A 14,420-nucleotide genomic window follows, 5' to 3' on the forward strand; every position below is an offset into this window, starting at 1 on the left:
TGCACCTCAGAAATAGCTATACAGTTGGTTGAGAATGTTTTGGTCTTTCGTCTTGCCGAACACATGCTTGATAGCTGCGTTAATCATCGCGCTGTAGCAGCGCTCGAATTCATCTGCCTCCATGCTTCCGTATGACAGGCTTTTTGCCTCTGCCCTAACCTCTCCTCGAATGTTCGTCACCATGTCGTAGAAGCCAGCCAGTATCGTCAGGTCTTTCCTGAACCGGTTGAACTGAGTGGTTTCGTCGGCATGCTCAAGCCCTGCCCTGTCAGCAGCCCAGTGCTGAAAGCAGAAGTTGAAGAACGCGAACATTTTTCGATGGAATGCTGGGTTGCGGGTTAACTTTAATTCGGCTGTGTACATCTCGCCGTTTTGGAACTTAGTAAGGCGGGGAAGGTCATGCTCAAATGCCGGAGCGAATACTCCACCTGCGGTCTTGATCATCTCTATTTGCATAAGTTAGCCTCATACTCACTCCTTCACTTTGATTCCAGCTGCGCGGATGGCCTGCTCTACAGCGTCTGACCACATAACCTTATCTCCGCAGTCATGCGGAGAAAACCACTGTGGCAACTCAATCTCGATAGCTGCGCGAGATGCCTGCCACATTTTCCACGCCAGACGCACATCCCATGCCATGTACTCTTCATCGCCATTCTTTGCTCGCCGCATATCTACGCAGTCGCCAAGTTTTGCCATTTCTGCTTCAAACTGCTTTCTTGATTCGTCCATATTCCTCTCCATCACTCTTCCTCTTTCAGTCTTTGTCCGCAATCGATGCAATAGTTATCATCAGGATTGCTTCTGCGGTGCTGGCAATTCGCTGTATCCCAGTAGCAGATTGCACAAATGGTGTTTGTAACATTAGGACCGTATAACATGCCACCATCATGCTTGCAGTAAGCCTGGAATCTGTCCTGAAGCGATTTGAAGTCGCGATACTTAACGTATGAATCAGAGATGTCATCGCCTTTAGTGTTGAGCCAGGCGTCGTTGCAATTTACTGCGTATGTTTTTACTTCCATTATTCCTCTCCATCAGCGTGCTGGGTGTTAGGCCTGTACGATTTCGCATTTTTTTATGCGTAGGCCCTTCGCGTCATCTTGTAGCTCAATGACTCGCTGAGCATCCTCTTTGGTGCGGAATACAGCCTTAACTTCGCCGTACTTCTCATGACCCACAGAAACAATCGCGTCCTCATCGTCGATGATTGCGTAAAATGCATAATCGCTATTGCTCATGCACGCACCTCTCTCAATCTCTGGTTGAATAAATCAGTTAACGGGTTTGCACAGCCAAAGTTAAATACCGGCTTCTTGCTGTATACCCATGCGTTCTTGTGGCACCAGTCACGATGAAGCTCACCGTTTTCATGAAGGTGCTTGAGCATCTTCGTGACGAGGCGTTTGTCGATTCCTGTTGCAGTGGATATCTCAACGGCCATTCCGGTTTCATGCTCATCCAGATAGCTCAGGACAGCCTCCGTGCGCTCATGATGCAGCGATGCTAACCGGTAGTACTTCACGCTATTGCTGATGCGCTCAATCTCAATCTGCTTGTCTGCGATAAGGTCACGCAGTAGCAGGTTGATATGTGATTTCTGGCATTTGAGAAGCTTTGCGAATTGTGCTGCTGAGGTGGGAATGTTTGTTTTAAGGTGGTTGAGTATTTTGTCTCGTGTGTTCATGGATTATCTCCAGTCGTTTGATTTCGACTCCGTCTGGTTGGCTGAAAATTGCTTGGCTGCTTCCTGCTGGTCAATATTCACAAAGTGGCCATTCTTCCATCCCATGTAGAACGTCTGCGGTTGGCCAGAGCGGTATTTACCAATGATGATTTCCGCGATTCCCTTCATGTTGCTGTTCTCGTCGTAAACTTCATCTCGATACGGGAAGATGATTACGTCTGCATCCTGCTCGATAGCACCTGAGTCCTTCAGGTCGGAAAGGTTTGGTCGCTTATCCTGTCGCCCTTCTACGCCGCGGTTAAGCTGCGAAAGGAGGATTACAGGCACTTTATTGCGAAGGGTAAACTGCTTCAGCTTGCGGGTGATTTCAGCGATAGCCAGGTCATTTCTGTCTGCTTTCGGCTTTTCAATGAGTCCAAGGTAATCAATGGCCAGGAAGCTTAACCCGCCGTCCATGTTAAGTCGCTCAGCATGGGCAATGCATTCGTCCACGGTAAACGCTCCGTCGATTACGTAGTTGTCCTCTTCGAGCAGTGTTCCTGTTGCCGCGGTTAGTCGCGTGTAGTGCTCCTGAATCATCCCAAGGGGATTGCGAAGAGTGCCTACCGACAATCCAGCGCGGTCTGCGACATGGCGCTCCACCACCTGCATATCGGACATTTCCATCGAGATAAACAACCCCTTCCCTTTCTGCTGCCCAATGGAGTTGGCGATGTTGATTGCCAGTTCCGTTTTACCCATTCCCGGGCGTCCTGCGATGATAATCAGGTCTGTTCGGTCAAATCCTCCGTAGGCATCGTCCATTGGCTGAATACCGGTACGCAGGTACATTCCTGATTCTTCACCGCGCATTCTATTTTCCAGAACAACCATGTAATCATCCAGAAGGTCACCAATGCGCCGCGGTAGCTTGTCGTTGGTTTCGAACTGAAGCTTTGACAGGATTCCGCTAACCTCTGCGATCCGGTCATTCAGGTCATGCGTTCCTGCTCCTGCCAGAAGCTCTGCCGCTCGCTTAAGCTCAGCCTCGCCACGGCGTAACATCCAGCACTGCCTGACACGTTTAGCCCAACCGCGGATGTTTGCCGCCGATGAGCATTTGCATGCAACCTCAACCACAAAGTCCTTCGTCGCGGCTGGCACCGCATCCTTCACAGTGAACATGTCAACCGGCTCAGCCTTATTGAGCAGTGTCACAATCGCCTGGTACATGCTTTTCAGGTGGAAGTTCTCGAATGCTTCAGCAGGAAGTTTCCCGGCGATTTCGCGGCAGTCGATGTGATCTCCTTTGACCATCATCGAGCCAACCAGTTGGTGCTCAAAGTCGTAACTTTCCATCAGCTTCCCGCTCCTAAAATCTCGTCAATCTTCTTCTGCGTCAGGGCTGTATCAATCCCGTATACCTTTCCTTCAGGGTTGCCACCTAGCGCCCACTGAGTCGGCTTATAACCATGCTCGATGTATCCGTTCAGGATGCTGTCGATATCACGTGGCTCCTTGCCAAGCTCTTTGCACTGCTTCAGGTAGGATGACCAGAGGCGATTTATTCCGGCCTCAGTGGTTTTAGTGATGCTCAGGATGGTTGGCATTCCGAGACGTTTTGCTTTGTAGTTCCACGTCTCTTTGAAACGCTCGCGGTCGAATGTCAGTAGCTCTGATCGCTTGTTGGTTTTCTTAGCTCGAGGGTTAGTACCTTTCTGACGTGGTGTTAATTTATCATCACCAGACAATCCCACTTCGTGGGTTTGGGTAATGTTTTTATATTCTTGTTCTAATAACTTCTTACTCTGTTCTACCTCGTTAATTACCTGCTTTGTTACCTCAACAACCTCTGAGGCCGCATGATTGCTCGGTTTGTTTGTTACCTCGTTAATTACCTGCTTTGTTACCTCAAAATCGGCCTGATAATCTGTGTAATTTATGACCGAAATCACGGTTCCATGACGGTTCCCTGCGAAGGTGATCATCTTCTCTTTTGCGAAGAATTCGAGCATGTCGCGAACCTGTTTAGCGGACTTCTCATTCCCTTGAGAGTCTTTAAGTTTCCTCGCCAGATAGGAGATTTTCGTCACAAGCTGCCCAGGCTGTAGGTCCCATTTCACGCCGTCAAATTCAACACTACGTGGCTTGTACTGAGCAAGACCGATAATCCTTACCCACAATGCAAACTTGGCTGTATCAGTCGCCCAATCCTTTGACAGAAGACTCCTGAACAGAGCAAAGTGACCCTGTTTTTGGTTTTCCATCCGGGAACTCCTGCGCTCGTGTGCGGCGCTGAAATCGTAAACAATTGCAGTGCTTTCCATGGCTATCGACCCTCACGGAATACTTTCAGGATCTCGTTGAACTGCTCTACAGAGAAGTCCTGCTTGAGAAGCCTTTCGAGGAAGGAATTTGGAATGAACGTATATCCGTCTTCAACTGGCAAATCCTTCAGGAGAGCCTTAGCTTCAGACTTCATCAGCTCAAACTTAGCTACGCTGGAAAACATCATTGCGGTGTTTGGTTCAATGGATTGAAGGAAGCGAGATCGCTTAACTTCTTTGTGCAATTCGGTATTTTTTCGCATATAATTACTCCTGTTGAATGTGTTGTTGACGTAACACAGTGACTCAAAAATCCAATGTGATTTGCTCTAAACGCTCAGTTACCGCTGGGCGTTTTTTGCTTTCTGGCATCACAGCTGCAATAGCCTGTCTTGCCACTTCCCGAATCAGGCTTGTCTCCCAGACTTTCTCCAGAAGAACGAACGTCACAGCCATATCGTGAATGTTTAATCGACTCACCTTTGAATCAGCCCATCCCGCCATCTTTGCGAAATTTGTCTGACCCATTGAAACGAGTCGGGCACGAAGCTCTGTTTCCACTTCGCGTACCTTTTTGCTGTCTTTTGCTATTTCCATTTTTTAATATATTCCTTAGTTAATAAGTAAATACGCATCGGTTGATGCGTTGGTTGTAGGGACGAAACATCCCTGGCCTGATTGTGTAAAGAGCGGTACTGCTTAAGCTGCGTTCAGTTCAGGAGGAAACACATCATCCAACTGAACCTTTGCGCCAAAACTGTTGAGGGCATCAACGAGCTGGCGGCACATTTTCAAATCCGGATGTCGTCGACCCGATTCGTAGTGCCCAATTGCTCCCTGTGTGCACCCAACCTTTTCAGCCAGAATGGCTTGAGAAACCTTCATGGTTTCCCGGATTTTCCGAAGATTGCTCATCGGTTCATCTCCTCAGGATGGTACGTAAAACAATAATACAAACTGTACTGAGATAATGCAAGGAGATTAATACATTTTGTGCATTGTGACAGTTAATACAACCCGTAATAATCGTCGTATGAAAACACCGTGGAATGAACTGGCTAAGGCCAGGATGAAACAGATTGGGATTACCCAGGATAAACTTGCCGAAGCTCTCGGAAAGACTCAGGGGGCGATTGGTCATTGGCTAAATGGTCGTCGCGAACCTAGCATTGAGGATATCGCCTCAATCATGAAGCAGATCGGCCTGAAGGAGTTGGTGCTGAGTTCTGATGGGATGGTTGACTATCCAGATTCTGATATGGGTAATGTCACTAATCCACGTCCTAATACTGAGGTAAGGAGATTCCCCCTGATTAGCTGGGTTAGCGCAGGAAACTGGTGCGAGGCTGTTGAGCCTTATCAACTTCAAGAGATTGAGGTATGGCCTGAGACAACAGCACATGCGAGCGAGCGGTCGTTCTGGCTGACGGTAAGGGGTGATTCGATGACTTCTCCCACCGGCCTAAGCATTCCGGAAGGAATGCAGATACTGGTTGATCCAGCAATCGAGGCAACGAACGGACGACTTGTAGTTGCAAAGCTGGATTCAGAGAACGAGGCAACCTTCAAGAAATACGTAGTAGACGCCGGGCAGAAATACCTCAAACCGCTTAACCCCAGCTACCATATGTTTCCAATAGATGGGAACTGTCGCATCATTGGTGTCGTGATAGAAGCCAAATGGCAAGGCCTGTAATTTAGCCTCCAATCCTTCAACCCGCTTCGGCGGGTTTTTTAATACCCAAAATTTATTTTCCCTTCTCATTCATACACTTCGTACATTCTCGCAAATTTTAAGTACATATTGTATTGACGACACTCAGTACATTTTGTATTGTTAAGCCATCAGCAGGACGCTGGTAGCCAAACGGAACTGATTGGCAGCTCTTTAACAAGATGATATGGGGATGATTCGTCCCCGCCAAAGAGTAGTTGGCTTTGGGGTGTGCATAGCTCAAACGGATAGAGCGCCCTCAGCAGAGGGAGTTGAGCGCTAACCAATGTTCGCAACATGGGTTATCTCATCCGGTGCGGCCGCTCGGTATGTGGGTTCAAGTCCCACTGCACACCACCAAAGTCAATCATCGGAGGTATCCAATGAAAGCCAGAGAGATTCGTAAACTCGAACGTGCTCGTCAGCACAAAGAGATGAAAGCCTACTGTAAAAAGATTGACCGTGCATTTTCACGGCTGTCGGAAGGCTGTAGTGAGCGCGTAACCAAAGCCATTTCGCTTGCCGTAGCGCGTCAGAAGGAAGTTGAAGGTGGCGCAGTCTGCTTGCCGGAAGTGGCGCTGTACGCAGCTGGTCATCGTAAGAGTAAACAGGTTACAGCGAGGTAAATATGACTCCAGCAACGTTGCCATCGAAGCTTTACCGGCCGCTGGCAGAAGTTAAGAGCTTTGTAGAGAAGATGCCTGAAGGCGTGACGCTCACCAAGCTAAGCAATAAGGTCGGAGCTTTCGGGTCGCTTAGTAAGCGCGAAAAGGACTCGCTAATCGAATTTCTGGAGCAACGAGAGAGCATTCTGGTGCTCCAGGCAAGACCGCTTAACGGAAAGAACATGATGACTTTCCTGCGACACAAAAAATACGGATATCCGACGACAATTCCTGGCTACGTCTACCCACTGAAGCAGCCGCAAGTACAGAAAGCAGTAGCAACCGCAGAACCTCCAAAACAGCAGGAGAAACCAATGGAAAATTTATCTCTGCCAACCTCTCCTGAAGCGTTGAGGAAGCAGGCTGAACAGCTACTAAAAGCCGCAGAAGAAGCTGAGAAAAAGCGCAATGAGAATGATTTCTTCAACAAAAAGCTCCAGCCAGTGAAGCTGGAAATATGCCAGGCAGCAGGAAAGATGCAGCGAAAACTGGACGAGTTCATCGACTGCATGGACGAGATGAATAAAGCAATTCAGAAGCTAAAAGACCTCAGCGCATGAAGCTGAGCAGTAAGCCACTTATTTAATCAGGTCGCTAAGTCGGCCTTTTTTATCACCTAAATTTCAGGAATAACAAAATGACAAAAGAGATTGTTACATTCAAGGGATTCAATAAAGACCTCAAGTGTCGTGACTTCCAGTTTGAAATTGGCAAAACCTTCCATCACGAAGGAAAAGTAGAGGCTTGTGGCTCTGGTTTTCATGCCTGTGAATGCCCTTTCGGTGTTTTTGGTTATTATCCGCCAGCGGACAGCCGCTATGCGGAAACAATCTCTTTTGGTGTTACTGACCGTGGAGAAGGTGGCGACACCAAAATCGCCAGTGCCAGCATTACCATTAAAGCCGAATTAACGCTGCCTCAGTTCATCCAGCGAGGCATCGAATGGATCTGGAGCAAGATTGATAAGTCGCTTGAACAGCAGATCATGACTGGCGACTGGTCAGCGGCAACCAACACTGGCTACCGGTCAGCGGCAACCAACACTGGCTACCAGTCAGCGGCAACCAACACTGGCTACCGGTCAGCGGCAGAGGTTTCAGGATTATACTCCGTGGCTGCTTCACTAGGCATTGAAGGCAAGGCTCGAGCCTCTGAAAGCGGTGCAATTGTGCTCTGCTACCGCGATGAGGACGGTGCGCTTATCCATATTCGCGCCAGCAAGGTCGGCGAAAACGGAGTTGAGCCTGATAAGTGGTATCAGCTTAATGAAAATGGTGAATTTATAGAGGCCGTGTAACACGGCCTTCTTTTGGCAGCAAGCCACAGAGGTGAATATGACACCATCTTCATTGCCGAATAAATTACAGCGGCCATTAAACGAGGTCGCATAAGCGGCCTTTTTTATGCCTGCATATCCATAACGTCATTCACTCGAGAGACGTTTTCGCTATGCCAACTAATAACAGGAGTCACCCCCATGCGGAATTATGCATTTGCCGCTGGGTGCGCCGCTATGGGCGTATTCCAGCACAACGAATCACAGCTAGACCGAATTGTAGCGCGACTGAAAAACGCAATTAACCGGGCAATGGAGGCGTTATGTATGGCACCCAAACAGTAACAACACAAAACGTTGAACCGGGAACGCTGGTTATCCATGACGGCCGCACCTGGCGAGCGTCAGCTAATACAAACGGCTATCTGTATCTGCAAACAGTTAGCGAGGTTAAACGAATTCGGGACAGCGTTGTTGACGTGGTTCTGGATGGTTTCGGACAACCGGAGGTGATGCGATGAATGCCTACGCGATGCAGGACCGGGCGGAACAGCAGAAAGAGGATGCAGAAGATGCGCCTGACGATGACAGACAAAACAGAGATTAAGCAAATCATCGCGCATCTAAGCGATGAAGACCACGCGAAAATTGATAAGCAGACTGAGATGTTGTGCGCGACCATGCGGCCGGTACTCAATATGCTGGAATCACATAAACCTGACGACCACACGAAAGCAGCTGTTGAATGGCTTGGCGAAGACGACTGCAACTATCAGGAATTCGCTGGCGAAGTTATGTGGAAAATATTCAGGCCGCGCGTAGAGGTGGAGTATGCGATCGGCATATTCCTGAGCCGACATACATTTGAGGACGAAGCATGAGCAATATCGTTGAGTTTGTTAAGCAGCAGGAGCCGCTATTCTGCGGGGCATTAACTGAGCAGACAGTTAATTGGGCAAAGGAAAGCCAATTCGCAATTCAGTATTTCCAGAAGAATGACTTCCTCGCCAAAACAGCCCTATCCAACCCTACCAGCGCACAGAACGCAATCATCAACGTAGCAGCCATTGGCATTACGCTGAACCCGGCTAGCAAACTGGCCTATCTGGTTCCTCGCGACGGCATGGTGTGCCTCGATATCAGCTACATGGGGTTGCTGCACCTTGCGCAGTCTACAGGCTCCATTAAGTGGGGTCAGTGCAAACTGGTGTACTCAGCTGACACATATGAATCAAACGGGCTTGATAGCGCTCCTACGCACAAATACAACGCGTTTGGTGAGCGTGGCGAGGTTGTCGGTGGTTATTGCACGGTTAAGACTGCTGATGGTGACTACCTGACTGAAGAAATGAACCTGGCAGAGATTAAGTCGGTGGAAGCTACCAGCAAGGCAAAGAACGGCCCATGGAAGACGTTCTGGGAAGAAATGGCGCGTAAGACCATCGTCAAGCGAGCTTCGAAATACTGGCCTAGGGCGCAACGTCTGGATAATGCAATCCACCTGCTCAATGAAGATGAAGGCATGCATCAGGAGCCAGTGATGCCGCATAAGTCAGAGGAAGATATTCGCGAGGATGAGCGCAAGCGACAGCAGGAAATCATCGAGCGCGTTCAGGTGCTATGCGATGAAATGGCGAATGCTGGGACGTTATTTGACCTGAAAATTAAGTTCCAGGAAGCATTCAAGCTGACCATGGGGATGAAATTGCAGCAGAACGTTCAGGCCATCTATCACGAATGCAAACCAAAATTCCCGGAGGCAGCATAATGACCGCCCTTTATCAGATTGCAAATGATTTTGCCAAACTCTCAGATTCTGGCATGGAACCGGAAATGATTGCCGACACGCTTGATGGAATTGAGTGGGAGCTGGAAGCAAAGGTGGAGCAAATCCTCGCTGTCTGCAAAAACGAATCTGCTTATGCTGAGGCGCTGAAAGAAGAAAGTAAGCGCCTTGCAGAGCGCGCAAAGGCTGCAGAAAACCGCGTTGCTAGCATGAAGGAATATGTTGCCGCATCTCTCGAAACGGCAGGGAAAAAATCACTCAAAGCTGGCATCCATCAGGTAACTGTTCGTGCTCCTGTGGAGTCAGTTGAAATCACAGACGAAGGCTCCCTACCTCCTGAGTACGTCGAATACGTAACCTCAATAAAGGCTGACAAGTTAGCCATCAAGCATCAACTCAAGGCCGGTAATTCAATTCCTGGTGCATCACTCAAGCTCGGCAAGCCTACCCTCCTCATCAAGTAAGGATTCAGCATGACATACCTCCCGTTCAATCTATTCAGTCAGAGCAAAATTATCGAGGCTGCCATCATGATTGGAAATTATTACGACCCTTTTATCACTCCCAACGAGCTTATCGCCGGACACCGCTTCAAACCCATAAACGATATCCCACGCGAAGAGATGCTGAAGCGCAATAGCTTCCAGAGCGTTAACGAGAACAAATTCCTGACAGCTTGGCTTAAGCAAATTCGCAAAGGAGTGGTTGATGGCGTTACGGAGCAGGAGAACAGGCCGACATGGTATCGCATCGAGTGGGACTTCGGTGATTACAGTTCTCACGCAGAACACGAACTTCGCGCGGCCACTGTTGATAAGCCTCGCGTGTATAAGAAATTAGCGTAAGGAGATAGATAATGAAATCTAACCATGACCAGGAAGAAGGATGCTTGTTCATCAGCATGACGGAGGAGGATGCAAGCATGTGTTTCGATGCTATAGAGGCGATGCTTTCAACTGATGATGTCGTCGTTCCTCCAGAATGTTACGACGCATTGATGGACTTACTTAACGCTCTCAATCTGGAGTAACCATGGAATCACACAGCATCACACTTGATGAAGCCTGTGCCTTTCTAAAGATATCCAGACCTACCGCCACCAACTGGATTCGCACAGGCCGCCTTCAGGCAACACGAAAAGACCCTTCCAAACCCAAATCCCCATACCTCACTACACGGCAAGCCTGCATTGCGGCGCTTCAGTCTCCGCTGCATACTGTCGGCGTGAGCGCGGGTGATGGCATTAAAGAGGAAACGCAATGTCACTCTTCCGCAGAGGTGAAATATGGTACGCATCGTACTCGCTCCCGGGCGGGAAGCGAATTAAGGAAAGCCTTGGGACTTCCGACAAACGGCTCGCTACTGAGCTACATGACAAGCGCAAAGCTGAATTGTGGCGAGTAGAACGTTTAGGTGATTTCCCTGATGTAACGTTTGATGATGCATGCATGCGGTGGCTTGAGGAAAAGGCCGAGAAGAAGTCATTGAAAGACGACCGTAGCCGCATGGCGTTCTGGCTTGCGCATTTCGAGGGGATTAGATTAAAGGATGTTACCGAGCAAAAGATTTACTCAGCAGTAAACAAGATGAGCAACCGCAAGTTGCTTGAGATATGGAAGGTTCAGGCAGCCGCGGCGCAGAAGAATGGACAGCCAGCACCGGTATATTCAGCCTCCCCCGTCACCACTTCAACCAAGGCCAAACATCTGGCACTGATGAAAGCTATTCTGCGTGCGGCAGAACGTGATTGGAAATGGCTGGAGAAGGCACCAGTGATAAAAGTTCCCGCGGTAAGGAATAAGCGGGTGCGCTGGCTGGAGCATGATGAGGCGAAGAGGCTTATTGAGGAGTGTCCTGAACCACTGAAATCGGTTGTTAAGTTTGCGCTGGCAACCGGCCTTCGTCGTTCGAACATCATCAATATGGAATGGCAGCAAATCGACATGCAGCGTCGTGTTGCCTGGGTGAATCCTGAAGACAGTAAATCAAACAGAGCTATTGGCGTAGCGCTGAATGATACGGCCTGTAAGGTACTGCGCGATCAGATTGGCAATCATCATAAATGGGTATTCGTCCATATGAAAGCCGGTGTTCGACCTGATGGCTCAAAGACTCCATCAGTGAGGAAGATGAGGGTTGATGACCAGAGCGCATGGAATGCTGCATGTCGGCGTGCAGGTATTGAGGATTTCCGTTTTCACGACCTGAGACACACATGGGCTAGCTGGTTAATTCAGTCCGGAGTTCCGTTATCCGTACTTCAGGAAATGGGCGGCTGGGAAAGTATCGAAATGGTCCGTCGATATGCCCACCTGGCACCTAATCATTTAACTGAGCATGCAAAGCAAATTGACTCAATTTTCGGTGTTGATGTCCCAAATATGTCCCACAACGGAAATCAGGAGGAAGCGAAGGAGGCGTAAGTACATGATTCTTAATGGCACGCCCTGTAGGATTCGAACCTACGACCTACGGCTTAGAAGGCCGTTGCTCTATCCAACTGAGCTAAGGGCGCGCTGAAAGAAAGCCTTGCTTTACAAGGTGGCTGAATTATACGTTCAGTGCACATCGAGTCAATGGCTTTCAGTCAGGCTGCTCACTAAGTCGCCGCTAACACCGGTTCAATTTGCCATAATGATTCAGAAAGATAGTATCCGCCAGGTTTGTACTCTACCTTAAAATGTAAACCGCGACTGACAGCGCGTGCCGGTTCTGCCAGAATAGGCGCCTACCCAGCGACATGATATGGATGGAATCCCTACGTCTATGGCAGCAAAAATAATTGATGGTAAAACGATTGCGCATCAAGTGCGCCTTGAGGTAGCGGAAAAAGTAGCCGCACGCATCGCCGCAGGTAAACGTGCGCCAGGGCTTGCCGTTATTCTGGTGGGCAGCAATCCGGCCTCGCAGATATACGTTAACAGTAAGCGACGCGCGTGCGATGAAGTTGGCTTCATTTCCCGCTCATACGACCTGCCCGAAACCACAACCGAAGCTGAACTTCTTACACTGATTGATACGCTAAATCAGGATGCCTCAATCGATGGTATTTTGGTGCAGCTTCCCCTTCCCGCAGGCATTGATAACGTTAAAGTGCTGGAAAGCATCTCTCCCAATAAAGATGTTGATGGTTTTCACCCTTATAATATTGGTCGTTTATGTCAGCGCTCTCCGCGCCTGCGTCCCTGCACTCCGCGCGGCATTGTGACGCTACTGGAGCGTTATCACATTGACACCTACGGCCTTAACGCCGTTGTTATTGGTGCTTCAAACATCGTCGGGCGGCCCATGAGCATGGAATTATTGCTGGCAGGTTGTACAACGACAGTTACGCACCGCTTTACAAAAAATCTGCGTCAGCACGTTGAAAACGCAGACCTGCTGATTGTTGCTGTAGGTAAGCCCGGGTTTATTCCCGGCGGCTGGATTAAAGAAGGTGCCATCGTGATTGATGTCGGCATTAACCGGCTCGAAAGCGGAAAAGTCGTTGGCGACGTTATTTTTAATGAAGCCAGCGAACGCGCTGCATTTATCACTCCCGTTCCCGGCGGCGTTGGCCCTATGACGGTAGCAACATTAATTCAAAATACTTTGCAGGCCTGCGAAGAATATCACGACGCGGAGCGTACTTAAGATGAATACATTTTCCCTTGGCAGGCATCCTTATGTGGAATTATGCGATCTATTAAAACTTGAAGGCTGGTGTGAAAGCGGCGCTCAGGCAAAAATCGTGATTAGCGAAGGCAGCGTAAAAGTTAATGGGGAAACTGAAACCCGAAAGCGGCGTAAAGTCATCGCCGGAGAAAGCGTTTCATTTAATGGATTGCATATTACCGTCATAGCATAACAACCTTCAACCGCCGCTTTCACTGCGGCGGTAACTCATTAGCGCCGGTGGGTTACATACCGTGGCCGGCGCCCCTGGCCGTTAACTTTCCCTTATTATCTGTATGCAATGCGCATATGCAGACATCTTCACGTTTAAGCGCTGACTACCGCCGCTGAAGAAACTTGCACTGTAAAAATTAAGCCATTTCCGGCAGCCAGGAAATATCCAGATGATATTTTTGAATATTTTGACGATCGACATACACCGTAGTTCTATTGCGTTTTATTATCCACGGCGTGGGATCAAAACATAAATTAGCGCTATGAAATTGATGAACTTTATTTTCTGCGCTATCAAACCAATGGCAAACGATACGCCACGGGTTACGCCCATTAATTTCAACCTCTGTATTTAGTTCTACGCCGACAATATCAACTTTAAGCGGCCTTCCTTCCCGCAATAATCGGGAGGCCTCTATACGGCGAACCAGAAAGTAACCCAGCGGCAGCGCGCCAACGCAGGCAAAAAAGGCGCCCAGCAGGCTCATGATAATAGGCGTTGTATAGATACCAGCAGCGTCGTTGATTATTGCATTTTCAGGATTGCTCTCAGGATACAGCACTTTAATTGGCTCCCCTACCCGATCCCGATAGTGGCTACTGCCAATGGTCGCGCTAAATTCGCGAATTTTGCCGCTATTATCCTTAAAGCGCACCACAGGATACCAGGTACTACCGTGTTCGCCTTGCTCATGCTCAAGATCGATAACGGTCCCCTCGTCCTGACGCGCATTTTCAACGAAATGCCAGTGCGACCAGGCCGTAAACGCGGCAAATGCTAAAAACATACATCCTGTAATAAAAAAGGCGTACAACGCGTTTTTCATACAAACATCCTTGTGTAATCAAAAATCGTGGAATTATGACATGCTTTATTTAAAAAAAACGTAAGCCGGCCTGAAAAAATAAGTAAATTCTTAAACAAAAATAGCGAAATCCCACTTTACCTGAATGGAAAATTCCTACAATTACATTTTTTATGTTTTTTTTTGCGATAGCCTAACAAAGCAGATAACGACCTGCAGTTACCCCCGGCAAACCGCCGCCACATATATTAATGAAAAAGAAATCGGGAAATATTCTGACTCAAATTGTTTA

Annotated in this window: 23 protein-coding genes, 2 tRNA genes and 2 pseudogenes; 15 read left to right on the plus strand and 12 right to left on the minus strand. The window is 48.6% G+C overall.

Translation table 11 applies throughout. The features are described 5' to 3' along the window. Positions 1 to 6 precede the first annotated feature (6 nt). The 10 genes from SFA31_RS18435 to SFA31_RS18480 form a co-directional block, all read right to left on the minus strand. Entirely contained in the window at positions 7 to 456 is a 450-nt protein-coding gene (locus SFA31_RS18435) for a DUF1367 family protein (protein ID WP_322839428.1), read from the minus strand. Positions 457 to 471: 15 nt separating this feature from the next. Further along, positions 472 to 732, minus strand: coding sequence for a hypothetical protein (locus SFA31_RS18440; RefSeq protein WP_322839429.1), 261 nt, complete (start codon positions 730 to 732; stop codon positions 472 to 474). Between the two features lie 11 nt (positions 733 to 743). Beyond that, the gene (locus SFA31_RS18445) at positions 744 to 1,025 is read right to left on the minus strand and encodes a hypothetical protein (protein ID WP_322839430.1); all 282 of its coding nucleotides are present in this window, start codon (positions 1,023 to 1,025) and stop codon (positions 744 to 746) included. A 27-nt stretch (positions 1,026 to 1,052) separates the two neighbouring features. Then, complete coding sequence (locus tag SFA31_RS18450) at positions 1,053 to 1,241, minus strand: hypothetical protein (RefSeq protein ID WP_322839431.1); 189 nt, start codon at positions 1,239 to 1,241, stop codon at positions 1,053 to 1,055. Further along, on the minus strand, positions 1,238 to 1,687 hold the full coding sequence (locus SFA31_RS18455) for a transcriptional regulator (RefSeq protein ID WP_322839432.1): 450 nt from the start codon (positions 1,685 to 1,687) through the stop codon (positions 1,238 to 1,240). Before SFA31_RS18455 ends, SFA31_RS18450 begins: the two co-directional genes overlap by 4 nt. A gap of 3 nt (positions 1,688 to 1,690) precedes the next feature. Continuing rightward, positions 1,691 to 3,025 (minus strand): replicative DNA helicase, encoded by a 1,335-nt coding sequence (locus SFA31_RS18460; protein ID WP_151413775.1) that lies wholly within the window; start codon positions 3,023 to 3,025, stop codon positions 1,691 to 1,693. Next, on the minus strand, positions 3,025 to 3,933 hold the full coding sequence (locus SFA31_RS18465; protein ID WP_322839433.1) for a replication protein: 909 nt from the start codon (positions 3,931 to 3,933) through the stop codon (positions 3,025 to 3,027). The genes SFA31_RS18460 and SFA31_RS18465 overlap by 1 nt, the downstream gene beginning before the upstream one ends. Positions 3,934 to 3,995: 62 nt before the next feature. Then, on the minus strand, positions 3,996 to 4,256 hold the full coding sequence (locus SFA31_RS18470) for a hypothetical protein (RefSeq protein WP_039266263.1): 261 nt from the start codon (positions 4,254 to 4,256) through the stop codon (positions 3,996 to 3,998). 43 nt (positions 4,257 to 4,299) lie between these two features. After that, a complete protein-coding gene (locus SFA31_RS18475; protein ID WP_322839434.1) occupies positions 4,300 to 4,590 on the minus strand; it encodes a CII family transcriptional regulator in 291 nt (96 codons plus the stop codon). A 102-nt stretch (positions 4,591 to 4,692) separates the two neighbouring features. Continuing rightward, complete coding sequence (locus SFA31_RS18480; protein ID WP_063855084.1) at positions 4,693 to 4,908, minus strand: helix-turn-helix transcriptional regulator; 216 nt, start codon at positions 4,906 to 4,908, stop codon at positions 4,693 to 4,695. 118 nt (positions 4,909 to 5,026) lie between these two features. On the opposite strand from SFA31_RS18480, the gene SFA31_RS18485 reads away from it, so the two are divergent. The 13 genes and pseudogenes from SFA31_RS18485 (at position 5,027) to SFA31_RS18545 (ending at position 11,857) form a co-directional block, all read left to right on the plus strand. Next, entirely contained in the window at positions 5,027 to 5,689 is a 663-nt protein-coding gene (locus tag SFA31_RS18485; RefSeq protein WP_063855083.1) for a LexA family protein, read from the plus strand. Between the two features lie 246 nt (positions 5,690 to 5,935). Next, a tRNA-OTHER gene (locus SFA31_RS18490) sits at positions 5,936 to 6,067 on the plus strand. A 74-nt stretch (positions 6,068 to 6,141) separates the two neighbouring features. After that, entirely contained in the window at positions 6,142 to 6,333 is a 192-nt protein-coding gene (locus SFA31_RS18495) for a hypothetical protein (protein WP_416208364.1), read from the plus strand. Between the two features lie 2 nt (positions 6,334 to 6,335). Further along, positions 6,336 to 6,932 (plus strand): hypothetical protein, encoded by a 597-nt coding sequence (locus SFA31_RS18500; protein ID WP_322839436.1) that lies wholly within the window; start codon positions 6,336 to 6,338, stop codon positions 6,930 to 6,932. Between the two features lie 77 nt (positions 6,933 to 7,009). Further along, entirely contained in the window at positions 7,010 to 7,669 is a 660-nt protein-coding gene (locus SFA31_RS18505) for a hypothetical protein (RefSeq protein WP_322839437.1), read from the plus strand. Between the two features lie 302 nt (positions 7,670 to 7,971). After that, positions 7,972 to 8,169, plus strand: coding sequence for a hypothetical protein (locus SFA31_RS18510; protein WP_322839438.1), 198 nt, complete (start codon positions 7,972 to 7,974; stop codon positions 8,167 to 8,169). Positions 8,170 to 8,232: 63 nt separating this feature from the next. Beyond that, positions 8,233 to 8,529, plus strand: a complete 297-nt coding sequence (locus SFA31_RS18515; protein WP_322839439.1) for a hypothetical protein — start codon at positions 8,233 to 8,235, stop codon at positions 8,527 to 8,529. Continuing rightward, entirely contained in the window at positions 8,526 to 9,416 is an 891-nt protein-coding gene (locus SFA31_RS18520) for a RecT family recombinase (protein WP_322839440.1), read from the plus strand. Before SFA31_RS18515 ends, SFA31_RS18520 begins: the two co-directional genes overlap by 4 nt. Beyond that, positions 9,416 to 9,898, plus strand: coding sequence for a siphovirus Gp157 family protein (locus tag SFA31_RS18525; RefSeq protein ID WP_322839441.1), 483 nt, complete (start codon positions 9,416 to 9,418; stop codon positions 9,896 to 9,898). The genes SFA31_RS18520 and SFA31_RS18525 overlap by 1 nt, the downstream gene beginning before the upstream one ends. A gap of 66 nt (positions 9,899 to 9,964) precedes the next feature. Continuing rightward, a pseudogene (locus SFA31_RS18530) lies at positions 9,965 to 10,132 on the plus strand (DUF2737 family protein); the annotation flags it as partial. A gap of 158 nt (positions 10,133 to 10,290) precedes the next feature. Then, positions 10,291 to 10,464 carry a hypothetical protein gene (locus SFA31_RS18535; RefSeq protein ID WP_322839442.1) on the plus strand — a complete coding sequence of 58 codons (174 nt, stop codon included), beginning with the start codon at positions 10,291 to 10,293 and terminating at the stop codon, positions 10,462 to 10,464. A gap of 2 nt (positions 10,465 to 10,466) precedes the next feature. Continuing rightward, positions 10,467 to 10,562 (plus strand): annotated as a pseudogene (locus SFA31_RS18540) (helix-turn-helix domain-containing protein); the annotation flags it as partial. Positions 10,563 to 10,693: 131 nt separating this feature from the next. After that, positions 10,694 to 11,857, plus strand: a complete 1,164-nt coding sequence (locus tag SFA31_RS18545; protein WP_322839443.1) for a site-specific integrase — start codon at positions 10,694 to 10,696, stop codon at positions 11,855 to 11,857. 15 nt (positions 11,858 to 11,872) lie between these two features. Here the strand turns inward: SFA31_RS18545 and SFA31_RS18550 are convergent. Further along, a tRNA-Arg gene (locus SFA31_RS18550) sits at positions 11,873 to 11,949 on the minus strand. Between the two features lie 251 nt (positions 11,950 to 12,200). On the opposite strand from SFA31_RS18550, the gene folD reads away from it, so the two are divergent. After that, positions 12,201 to 13,067 (plus strand): bifunctional methylenetetrahydrofolate dehydrogenase/methenyltetrahydrofolate cyclohydrolase FolD, encoded by an 867-nt coding sequence (gene folD, locus SFA31_RS18555; RefSeq protein WP_322839444.1) that lies wholly within the window; start codon positions 12,201 to 12,203, stop codon positions 13,065 to 13,067. Position 13,068: 1 nt separating this feature from the next. After that, positions 13,069 to 13,281 (plus strand): ribosome-associated protein YbcJ, encoded by a 213-nt coding sequence (gene ybcJ, locus SFA31_RS18560; RefSeq protein ID WP_322839445.1) that lies wholly within the window; start codon positions 13,069 to 13,071, stop codon positions 13,279 to 13,281. 178 nt (positions 13,282 to 13,459) lie between these two features. On the opposite strand, the gene SFA31_RS18565 is transcribed toward ybcJ, so the two are convergent. Further along, positions 13,460 to 14,149: a DUF3592 domain-containing protein gene (locus tag SFA31_RS18565; protein ID WP_322839446.1), complete on the minus strand. Its 690-nt coding sequence runs from the start codon at positions 14,147 to 14,149 to the stop codon at positions 13,460 to 13,462. Between the last annotated feature and the right edge of the window lie 271 nt (positions 14,150 to 14,420).

This window comes from Erwinia sp. HR93 (genome assembly GCF_034555055.1).
GTDB lineage: Bacteria > Pseudomonadota > Gammaproteobacteria > Enterobacterales > Enterobacteriaceae > Apirhabdus > Apirhabdus apintestini.

What these genes read in the sequence shown, in the direction of transcription:
- SFA31_RS18500 (WP_322839436.1), top strand. Translation starts at nt 6,336, where the DNA reads ATGACTCCAGCAACGTTGCCATCGAAGCTTTACCGGCCGCTGGCAGAA.
- SFA31_RS18565 (WP_322839446.1), bottom strand. Translation starts at nt 14,149, where the DNA reads ATGAAAAACGCGTTGTACGCCTTTTTTATTACAGGATGTATGTTTTTA.
- SFA31_RS18460 (WP_151413775.1), bottom strand. Translation starts at nt 3,025, where the DNA reads ATGGAAAGTTACGACTTTGAGCACCAACTGGTTGGCTCGATGATGGTC.
- SFA31_RS18535 (WP_322839442.1), top strand. Translation starts at nt 10,291, where the DNA reads ATGAAATCTAACCATGACCAGGAAGAAGGATGCTTGTTCATCAGCATG.
- SFA31_RS18495 (WP_416208364.1), top strand. Translation starts at nt 6,142, where the DNA reads ATGAAAGCCTACTGTAAAAAGATTGACCGTGCATTTTCACGGCTGTCG.
- SFA31_RS18435 (WP_322839428.1), bottom strand. Translation starts at nt 456, where the DNA reads ATGCAAATAGAGATGATCAAGACCGCAGGTGGAGTATTCGCTCCGGCA.
- SFA31_RS18450 (WP_322839431.1), bottom strand. Translation starts at nt 1,241, where the DNA reads ATGAGCAATAGCGATTATGCATTTTACGCAATCATCGACGATGAGGAC.
- SFA31_RS18455 (WP_322839432.1), bottom strand. Translation starts at nt 1,687, where the DNA reads ATGAACACACGAGACAAAATACTCAACCACCTTAAAACAAACATTCCC.
- SFA31_RS18515 (WP_322839439.1), top strand. Translation starts at nt 8,233, where the DNA reads ATGACAGACAAAACAGAGATTAAGCAAATCATCGCGCATCTAAGCGAT.
- SFA31_RS18520 (WP_322839440.1), top strand. Translation starts at nt 8,526, where the DNA reads ATGAGCAATATCGTTGAGTTTGTTAAGCAGCAGGAGCCGCTATTCTGC.
- folD (WP_322839444.1), top strand. Translation starts at nt 12,201, where the DNA reads ATGGCAGCAAAAATAATTGATGGTAAAACGATTGCGCATCAAGTGCGC.
- SFA31_RS18485 (WP_063855083.1), top strand. Translation starts at nt 5,027, where the DNA reads ATGAAAACACCGTGGAATGAACTGGCTAAGGCCAGGATGAAACAGATT.
- SFA31_RS18545 (WP_322839443.1), top strand. Translation starts at nt 10,694, where the DNA reads ATGTCACTCTTCCGCAGAGGTGAAATATGGTACGCATCGTACTCGCTC.
- SFA31_RS18480 (WP_063855084.1), bottom strand. Translation starts at nt 4,908, where the DNA reads ATGAGCAATCTTCGGAAAATCCGGGAAACCATGAAGGTTTCTCAAGCC.
- SFA31_RS18505 (WP_322839437.1), top strand. Translation starts at nt 7,010, where the DNA reads ATGACAAAAGAGATTGTTACATTCAAGGGATTCAATAAAGACCTCAAG.
- SFA31_RS18510 (WP_322839438.1), top strand. Translation starts at nt 7,972, where the DNA reads ATGTATGGCACCCAAACAGTAACAACACAAAACGTTGAACCGGGAACG.
- SFA31_RS18470 (WP_039266263.1), bottom strand. Translation starts at nt 4,256, where the DNA reads ATGCGAAAAAATACCGAATTGCACAAAGAAGTTAAGCGATCTCGCTTC.
- SFA31_RS18440 (WP_322839429.1), bottom strand. Translation starts at nt 732, where the DNA reads ATGGACGAATCAAGAAAGCAGTTTGAAGCAGAAATGGCAAAACTTGGC.
- ybcJ (WP_322839445.1), top strand. Translation starts at nt 13,069, where the DNA reads ATGAATACATTTTCCCTTGGCAGGCATCCTTATGTGGAATTATGCGAT.
- SFA31_RS18445 (WP_322839430.1), bottom strand. Translation starts at nt 1,025, where the DNA reads ATGGAAGTAAAAACATACGCAGTAAATTGCAACGACGCCTGGCTCAAC.
- SFA31_RS18475 (WP_322839434.1), bottom strand. Translation starts at nt 4,590, where the DNA reads ATGGAAATAGCAAAAGACAGCAAAAAGGTACGCGAAGTGGAAACAGAG.
- SFA31_RS18465 (WP_322839433.1), bottom strand. Translation starts at nt 3,933, where the DNA reads ATGGAAAACCAAAAACAGGGTCACTTTGCTCTGTTCAGGAGTCTTCTG.
- SFA31_RS18525 (WP_322839441.1), top strand. Translation starts at nt 9,416, where the DNA reads ATGACCGCCCTTTATCAGATTGCAAATGATTTTGCCAAACTCTCAGAT.